This window comes from Mycobacterium sp. TH-M11 (assembly GCF_057473725.1).
In genome coordinates this window covers 1-1,821 of record NZ_JBYCLD010000556.1, presented here as the reverse complement: position 1 = coordinate 1,821, position 1,821 = coordinate 1, and the positions used below count along the sequence as shown (strand labels likewise).

At 68.0% G+C, this 1,821-nt stretch carries 3 protein-coding genes; all 3 read left to right on the top strand.

From position 1 onward, the window contains the following. Window positions 1-539 (top strand): carboxymuconolactone decarboxylase family protein (locus AC2VOG_RS20940; protein ID WP_486941730.1); only part of this gene is annotated, 539 nt, incomplete at its 5' end. Between the two features lie 40 nt (window positions 540-579). Next, window positions 580-1,584 (top strand): hypothetical protein, encoded by a 1,005-nt coding sequence (locus tag AC2VOG_RS20935; protein WP_486941729.1) that lies wholly within the window; start codon window positions 580-582, stop codon window positions 1,582-1,584. Next, window positions 1,581-1,821: alpha/beta fold hydrolase (locus tag AC2VOG_RS20930; protein ID WP_486941728.1), on the top strand; the 241-nt coding region annotated here is incomplete at its 3' end. The genes AC2VOG_RS20935 and AC2VOG_RS20930, both read left to right, overlap by 4 nt.

The window sequence follows — 1,821 nt, the reverse complement described above, 5'->3', positions numbered from 1 at the left end:
CGGCGCGAGAGTTGTTCGACGACATCACGGCCACCGCCGTGCCGTGGGCCCAGCGCAGCGGATTTATGGCGAGCACCACCGACGGGCGGCTGATCGGTCCGTTCAATCCGTGCCTGCTCAACCCCGGGCTGGCCGCCGCCTTCCTCAAACTGCAAGCAGCAGAACAGCAATGCACCTCGCTCGACGAGCGCACCCGACAGGTCGTCATCCTGACCGTCGGCGCGGTATGGGATGCCCCGTATGAGCTCTACGCGCACTCCGCGGTGGCCCATCACGCCGGACTCTCAGAGCCTGTTATCGCCGAACTGGTCGCCGGCCGCGAACCTCAGGCTCTCTGCGAGGACCAACGGACGGCCCACCGCCTGGCGCGGGCACTGTCCACCGCCCATCAGGTCGATGCAGCGCTCTATGACCAAGCGGTGCAACGGTTCGGCGCCGCCGGAGTCTTCGACATCACGGCATTGACCGGGATCTACCACACCGTCTGCGGCATCCTCAATGCCTTCGCGATCCCGACCCCCTGCCAGCATCCGCAGTGACCGTCGCGCCCGCCCGGCGCCATCCTCATGGAGAACGACCATGCCTCTTCCGCCCCTGCCCACCGTGACCCTTGCCCCGGTGGCCTACTTCCCCCAGGGTTACTTCCTGGAGAATCTCGCCGTGCGCGCCGACGGCTCGCTGTTGGTCACCGCCGTCCTGCAGCGCGAGCTGTGGTGGGTGCCACCGGCCCGGCACGGCACGCTGGTCGAGCCCGTCCTGGTGCACACCTTCGATCACCCGGTCACCGGGATAGTCGAGGTGGCACCAGAGGTCTTCGTCGTCAATCTCACCGAGGGCTACACCACGGGCGAATCGCATTTGGCACGAGTCGATCTCACCGGCTGGACACCCCGACAACCGGTGAGACCAGAGATCATCTGCACCTTCGACGAACGAGCCCGCGCACTCAACGGCAGCTGCCTGCTTGCGCCCGGAGTGCTGGCGGTCGCCGACTGTTTCGCCGGGCTGATCTGGCGCGTCGATCTAACCCAGGATGCTCGACACGCCACCGCTCGGGTGTGGCTCGCCCACGACACGATGGCCTTCGACCCCGACAGTGACCTACCGCCGCCGCCGCAGCCAGGGGTCAACGGCGTGCGCTACAGCCCACACACCGGCTACCTTTACTACACCTCGACCGCGCAGAAAGTGTTCATGCGCGTGGCAGTCGACCCGTCGACACAAAACCCGGTCGGCTCAGCGGAATTCGTCGCCGCGATCGATAACGCCGATGACTTCTGCGTCGAGGAACAGGCCGGGTTCGCCTACATCACCAGGCACCGCGCCAACACGATCGAGCGGGCGCCGTTGGAGCCGCGGCACGGCAGCGAGGTCCGTCACATCGCCGGCGACCCGTTCGACGACACCTTGGTCGGGCCGTCCAGTGCGGCCTGGGGCCGAGCAGACGGCGAGCCCGGCCGGGTCGCCTACGTCACGACTGATGGCGGCACCACCGCCCCACCGGATGGAGTCGTTCGGCGCGCCGCTGTACTGCGCGTCCAATTGGACTACACCGCCGCGCTGACGAGCGAGGCGACCGCGTGACTCGGCACATCGTCACGACCGGGCAGGCGTCGATCGACACCCGCGTCGAGGGAAACGGACCCGCCGTCCTCGTCATCCCCTCCTACGGGCGCGATGCCGGACCTGACTTCGACCCGTTGGCTGCTGCGCTCGTCGCCGCCGGCTACCGGGTGCTGCGCCCCGAGCCGCGCGGCGTCGCCGGGTCTTCGGGACCGATGAACGGTGTGACCTTCGCCGACATGGCCCGCGACATCGCAA